The sequence below is a fragment of the Stieleria sp. genome (genome assembly GCF_041595215.1).
GTDB classification, from domain to species: Bacteria; Planctomycetota; Planctomycetia; order Pirellulales; family Pirellulaceae; genus Stieleria; species Stieleria magnilauensis.
On sequence record NZ_JBFHKV010000444.1, the window covers coordinates 1 to 6,332 of the forward strand.

6 protein-coding genes are annotated in these 6,332 nt (G+C 60.2%); 3 read left to right on the plus strand and 3 right to left on the minus strand.

All coding sequences use genetic code 11. The features are described from left to right. Window positions 1-220 (plus strand): hypothetical protein (locus ABX749_RS17400; protein WP_372897081.1); only part of this gene is annotated, 220 nt, incomplete at its 5' end. Here the strand turns inward: ABX749_RS17400 and ABX749_RS17405 are convergent. The 3 genes from ABX749_RS17405 to ABX749_RS17415 all read right to left on the minus strand — a co-directional run bounded on the left by ABX749_RS17405 (window position 217) and on the right by ABX749_RS17415 (window position 3,776). Continuing rightward, entirely contained in the window at window positions 217-2,502 is a 2,286-nt protein-coding gene (locus ABX749_RS17405) for a molybdopterin cofactor-binding domain-containing protein (protein WP_372897082.1), read from the minus strand. The genes ABX749_RS17400 and ABX749_RS17405 overlap by 4 nt on opposite strands. Further along, window positions 2,499-2,960 carry a (2Fe-2S)-binding protein gene (locus tag ABX749_RS17410; RefSeq protein WP_145215636.1) on the minus strand — a complete coding sequence of 154 codons (462 nt, stop codon included), beginning with the start codon at window positions 2,958-2,960 and terminating at the stop codon, window positions 2,499-2,501. Before ABX749_RS17410 ends, ABX749_RS17405 begins: the two co-directional genes overlap by 4 nt. A gap of 126 nt (window positions 2,961-3,086) precedes the next feature. Then, window positions 3,087-3,776: an NTP transferase domain-containing protein gene (locus ABX749_RS17415; RefSeq protein WP_372897083.1), complete on the minus strand. Its 690-nt coding sequence runs from the start codon at window positions 3,774-3,776 to the stop codon at window positions 3,087-3,089. Here ABX749_RS17415 and ABX749_RS17420 point away from each other — a divergent pair. Together ABX749_RS17420 and ABX749_RS17425 are read left to right on the plus strand one after the other, a co-directional pair. Beyond that, window positions 3,750-4,565, plus strand: a complete 816-nt coding sequence (locus tag ABX749_RS17420; protein ID WP_145215630.1) for an XdhC family protein — start codon at window positions 3,750-3,752, stop codon at window positions 4,563-4,565. The genes ABX749_RS17415 and ABX749_RS17420 overlap by 27 nt on opposite strands. Before the next feature lie 682 nt (window positions 4,566-5,247). Further along, window positions 5,248-6,315 (plus strand): 3-deoxy-7-phosphoheptulonate synthase, encoded by a 1,068-nt coding sequence (locus ABX749_RS17425; RefSeq protein WP_145215627.1) that lies wholly within the window; start codon window positions 5,248-5,250, stop codon window positions 6,313-6,315. Window positions 6,316-6,332 lie beyond the last annotated feature (17 nt).

Consider the following 6,332-nt stretch of genomic DNA (forward strand, 5'->3'; position numbering starts at 1 on the left):
ATTCCCCCGCGTCGAACTGTCCTTGCAACGCGCGGCCGATGGATTGTTGCGGCCGAGCGATGCGCGTTCGCTTCGCTGCGACGTTCCCGACATCGTCACGAACGATCTCGATGATTTTCCCCGCGGTGCAAACGCGGTGGCCGGATGCGATGACCCCGCCACCGCGCATCGCGTCTGGCCTTCGGCGGAGAACACCGGGCCGACCTGGCGACCACGCTAGCTCCAGGAAAGGTCGTGATCGCGGAGTGGCAGATCGCGGATGCGTTTTCCGGTTGCCGCAAAGATCGCATTGCAGAGAGCGGGGGCGAAGGACGGCACCGTAGTTTCACCGACACCGGCCGGCGCGGCCTTGCTGTCGATCACATCGACGATGATTTCGCGCGGGGCATCACTCATCGTGACCATGGAATAGTCATCGTAATTGGATTGCTGCACCCGGCCGTTTTTGAAGGTGATCTTGCCGTAACGTGCCTGGGTCGTGGCCATGATCGCGGCGCCTTCGACCTGGGCTCGCACGCGATCGGGGCTGACGATCAGCCCCGCATCGAGCGCGACCCAAACCTTGGGGATCCGCAGTTTGCCGTCTTGGGACACATCGACTTCGACAACGTGACCGGTGTAGCCCAAGAACGCGCGGCAGCAGGCGATACCGAGGCCGCGGCCCTTGGGCAACTGTTTTCCTCGTTGCCAGTCGGCCATTTCCGCGGCACGTCGCGTGACCGCTTTGAGCCGCCCGATGTCGTAGGGATAATCCGTCGGCGAGGCGCCGCGGTTGGACAACCCGATCGCTTTCAAGTCCAGATGGCGGTCCTGGCCCAATAACTCCAAAAGATACTCATAGGGATCGCGCCCGGCGTGGTGGGCCAGTTCGTCGGCAAAGGAACAGACCGCAAAATTTTGCTGGATGTGTGCGACCGATCGCAGCCAACCGATCCGCGTGTGCGCGGCCGCCTGGCCGACTTCCACGCGTAAATGGGGAATGTCGTAGGGGCAATCGGTCAGTCCCATTTCGACTTCGAACCCCGCCGGTTCTTTTGCAAACGGGTTGAACGTCGATCCGATCGTCGGGTAGGCCGCGCGTGCCAGCCACGCGTTCGGTTTTCCGTCGTCATCCACGGCGGCTTCCAGGTGCACGTGTGAAATCGTGTGGAAGTAATCGTTGTGGATGTCGTCTTCACGCGTCCACGTGACGTGAACGGGGCGGCCGAGTTTTCGCGACAACATGGCCGCTTCGACGCAGTAGTCCGGTTTGCTTTTGCGACCGAAACCGGAACCGAGCAGGGTGACGTTGACGATCACGTCTTCCGGTTTCATGCCCATCGCGGGGCCGACGGCTTGCTGAACCGCTTGCGGATTTTGCGTCGCAGCGGTGACCGTGCAGGAGACGACTTTGTCGCCTTCGGTTTTGACATCCGCGACCGCGCAAGGCGTCTCCATCGGAGCGTGTGACAAGTGTGGCACAGAGTAATCGGCGCGAAGCACGTTGTCGGATTCGGCGATCACCTTGTCGGCATCACCGTGGTTCCGCACCGCTTTGCCGGGCTGGTTGGCCGCCGCCGCCAAGGTCTTGGCGAATTCATCGGTGTCGTAGTTGGCGTTGGGGCCATCGTCCCACTGAATGTCAAGCACGTCGCGTCCCTGCCAAGCGGCCCAGGTGCTGTCGGCGCAAACGGCGACACCGCCGAGCGGTTGAAACAGCGGAGCGCCCACGAATTTGGGGATTTCAACGACGTCTACCACACCGGGAATTTTCTTTGCATCGGTTGCGTCGAAGGACTTGACCGTCCCGCCGACCACGGGCGGCCGGGCAATGACGGCGAACAGCTGGTTTTCCATCCGAGCGTCGATCCCATAGATCGCCTTACCCGTCAGGATGTCGTCCATATCGGTGATCGGCGTGTCCTTGCCGATGTAGCGATACTTCGACGCCGGTTTCAGAGTCAATTCGTCGGCCGCCGGCACATCCAGGGTGCTGGCGATCGAAACCAGTTCGCCGAACCCGATCTCACGATCGCTGTTGGAATGCACGACACGATGATTGTCGGCCTTGCACTGATCGACCGGCACGCCCCATTTTTGCGCCGCGGCGCGTTCCAGCATCGTCCGCGCGGTGGCTCCAGCGACCCGCATGCGATCAAAGAAGAACCGGATGCTGTTGGACCCGTCGGTGTTTTGATCACCGAGTCGTTTGTCGCCGATCGCCTGAACGATTTCCACGCGTTCCCAGTCCGCTTCTAATTCGTCGGCGACGACTCGGGGCAGACTGGTTCGAATCCCGGTTCCCATCTCACTGCGGTGGGCCAGAATGGAAACGATTCCGTCGGGCGCGATGGAGACGAACAGGTCGGGATCGAAGGATTCAAGGTTGGCCTTGGTCGCCCCCACGACGACGACTTCTTGGCCGCCGGTGACCTTGGCCATCAAGACCAATGATCCGGCCGACGCGCCGGCAAGAAAACCGCGACGCGAGATCCCTGTGCGTGATTTGATTGAAGTGTTCATTTGGCCTGCATCTCCTTTGCCGCGGATTTGATCGCCGCGCGGATCCGCGGGTAGGTACCGCAACGACAGATGTTCCACATCTCGCTGTCGATGTCATCGTCGCTGGGATCGTTGTTGGACTGCAGCATCGCGGCGGCCATCATCATCTGGCCCACTTGGCAGTAACCGCACTGCGGCACGCCGTGCTGCTTCCAGGCTTTTTGGACCGGGTGGGAACCGTCTTCGGATAGCCCCTCGATGGTCGTGATTTCAGAATCACCGACTTCGCCCAACTGGGTGATACAGGACTGGATCGCGTCGCCGTCGATGTGCACGGTGCAGATGCCGCATTCGGCGATCCCGCATCCATATTTCGTCCCAGTCAAACCAAGATGGTCACGCAGTACCCACAGCAAGGGCGTGTCGTCGGGCACGTCTCCCAGATCGTGGACTTTGCCGTTCACGTTGATCGATGTCATCTTGTCCCTTTCGCAAAAGCCGCGGCAGAAATGTGGAAGTCGATTCATCCGCTGTTGAGTTTAACAGACCGTTGCCGCCAAAGTCGCCTCGGCTTTCCGGAGGGGAAACGCAAAATCGGCGTCTCATCACGTCTTCTTTTTCCACCCCTCAGGCAACGCGTCTCGCAAACGTTCGTATTCCTCGGGTGTATCGACATCCACCACACGTTGTTCGGCGGGAAAGGGAACGGCCAGTTGCCGATTCCGTTTGACGATCCGGTCAATGCCTTCGTCGGGGCCGAGTTCAAAAATCTCCGCCGTCAGCGGCCATGGCAACAACGCCGGGTGCCCCGGTTTGCCCCCGAATTCTGGGACCACGATGGTCGAGGCATCCGATTCGGCCGCGATCAGCCGGTCGATGATGCGGGGGGAAAGCATTGGCACGTCCGCGGGCGCGATGAAACAGCGATCATGAATTTTGGGTGTGAATCGGGTTTGGATTTCGCGCAAGGCACACTGCACCGACGTCTTCATCTCCAGTGGATCGTCGTTCGGGTGGACCAGATGCACGCGATGTCGCCGACACGCTTCGGTCAGCGCCTGGTCGTCTTTCCGCACCACGACGACGACTTCGTCGACTCGGCTGTCGGTCCAAGCCGCCAGAACCTGATCGATCAGCAATCCGTCGCCCCAGGGCAACAGCAGTTTCGCGCCGCCCATCCGCTTGCTTCTTCCTGCGGCAGGAACGATCGAATAACATTTTGATGGCGGTTGGTTCACAGCGGAGTCGAGATTCGGAGCGAATGCGAGATGACGTATGATGTCGTGCAACATCATCAGAGACTGACGGCGCTGCTGCAATCGGAAACACCGTTTGTGACCGTGACGTTGATCGACATTCGCGGCAGCGCCCCGCAAATCACCGGTGCCAAGGCAATCGTGACAGCCGAAGGAATCGAATCGGGGACCATCGGCGGTGGAAAGATCGAAGCCGCCGCGATCGAGCACGCCCGGCAATTACTCGCCACCGCCTCGGGAACCAGTTGCGATCTGGTGACCTGGAACCTGCAAACGGACATCGGCATGACGTGCGGCGGTGAGGTCAAACTTTTTTTCGAAGTCCACGGCAAAGTCGACTGGCCGATCGCGGTGTTCGGTGCCGGGCACGTCGCCCAGGTGCTGGTCCCCTTGCTGTGCCAATTGCACTGCCGCGTCACCTGCATCGATCCGCGATCCGATTGGTTGGCGAAAATTCCCGATCACCCCAAGTTGACGAAACGATGCGTCGAACGCCCCAAAGAGCTGGTCGGCGAGCAACCGTCGGGGACGTTTTTCGTTTTGATCAGCAAGGGCCATGCGACGGACTTGCCGGTGCTTTCGGAGCTGCTGACGACGCGAGACGCACCGTACATTGGTGTGATCGGCAGCCCCCAAAAGGCGAGCGTGTTGCGGCGCGAGCTGAAACAGTTGAACGTCTCGCCGCAGAAAATCGATTCCTTTTGCTGCCCGATCGGTCTGCCGTTGGGCAACAACACCCCCACGGAGATCTCCATCAGCATCCTCGCGCAATTGATCCAGAAACGTGATGAACTCGGGGTGCTGCAACACAAGGTCAAGCGGTTTTGACGCGACGGTCGGCTCGCGAGGCGTGGGCGGGCGAATGGCTGCCCACGCGATATCGTCCCTCTCTCCGCGTTCCCGACTGCGGTGTTTCGACCCTTCCGGGCAACGCTGTGAAGCATTTATTCCCTGCGTTTGACGAGGTGTTAGCGGCAGGGCGCAAGCCCTCCGGTCCCTCATCGTTCCCGAAACACCGGAGGGCTCGCGCCCTACCGCTAAAAAATGCTTCACAGCGTGGCCTTCGGGGCGTCGGCCGGGTGACCGTGGAAGCACTGCACGGGGGAGCGTCGGGGGAATCGGGGCAGACGTCGGGGGTTGACGATTTGGTCGGCTTGGGGTGCAATTCTTTGGTTCGCTGGCCCTCGATCAGCGTGGCGTCGGCATTGTTTCTCTGATCATTCGGCCCGTGATCTTTCGGCCCGTCGGACCATGGTTCGTGTTCGCCGACGATTCCATCGCCGAGAAAAAACGACGATCGTGCCGATCCGGGCCTTGCCCCCAACGTCATTCATCACGGAAGAGGAAACAGGATCGCGGCGTCGCCGAGCCCACCTCTTCCCGTCGCTTCCACATTCAACCGACCAGAATTCTCACTACCGAGTTCCCCGTTTTTGATTATCGTCAATAGTGGACGGCCTCCCCTGGAACCGCGCGAGACATTCTTGAAATTACACGCCCCAGTCGCTCGATGACACAAAACACTCAATCGTTCGCCATTGATGATCTACGCATCGGTTCGATCAAGAAATTGATGCCACCACAAGAATTGATGGCAGAGATTCCGGCGGACGAGACCATCGCAGAAACGGTTTTCACGGCCCGGACCGGCATCCAGCGAATCTTGGCCCAGCAGGACGATCGCCTGGTCGTCGTGATCGGCCCCTGTTCGATTCACGATCCCGATGCGGCACTGGAGTACGCGCGGCGTTTGGCCGCCGAACAACAAAAGCATCAAGAGCAGTTGCTGATCGTGATGCGTGTGTACTTTGAAAAACCGCGTACCACCGTCGGCTGGAAAGGCTTGATCAACGACCCCGGATTGGACGACAGCTTCCAGATCAATCGGGGACTGCGCACCGCTCGCGGATTGTTGCGCGACATCAACGCGATGGGGCTGCCGACCGGAACCGAGTTCTTGGATTTGATCAGCCCCCAATACGTCGCGGACTTGGTGGGCTGGGGGGCGATCGGAGCCCGGACGACGGAAAGCCAAGGGCATCGCGAACTCGCATCCGGTTTGTCTTGCCCGGTCGGGTTTAAGAACGGCACCTCCGGTAACGTTCAGATCGCGGTCGACGCGATTTGCAGCGCTCGGCAACCCCACCATTTCTTGTCGGTGACCAAAGAGGGAACGTCCGCCATCTTCGCAACCGCGGGAAATAGCGACTGCCACATCATCCTCCGCGGCGGCTTGCACACCAATTACGACGCGGCGAGTATCGATGAAGCATCGGCGCTGTTGACTCAAGCGGGTCTGCCGGCTCGCATCATGGTCGATTGCAGTCACGCCAACAGCCGAAAGATCACCAAACGCCAACGTTATGTCTGCCGCGATGTCTGCAGCCAACTCAGTGACGGCGACCTGAGGATCATGGGCGTGATGATCGAGAGCAATCTTCTGGAAGGCAAACAGGGCCTGACCGACGGCGACTTGGTGCCGGGATTGAGTATCACCGACGCGTGCATCGGCTGGGAAGAAAGTGTGCTGCTGTTGCAGGACCTGAGCGATGCCGTCGTCGCGCGGCGCGAAGCCTAGTGCTCCTTGTCACCTTG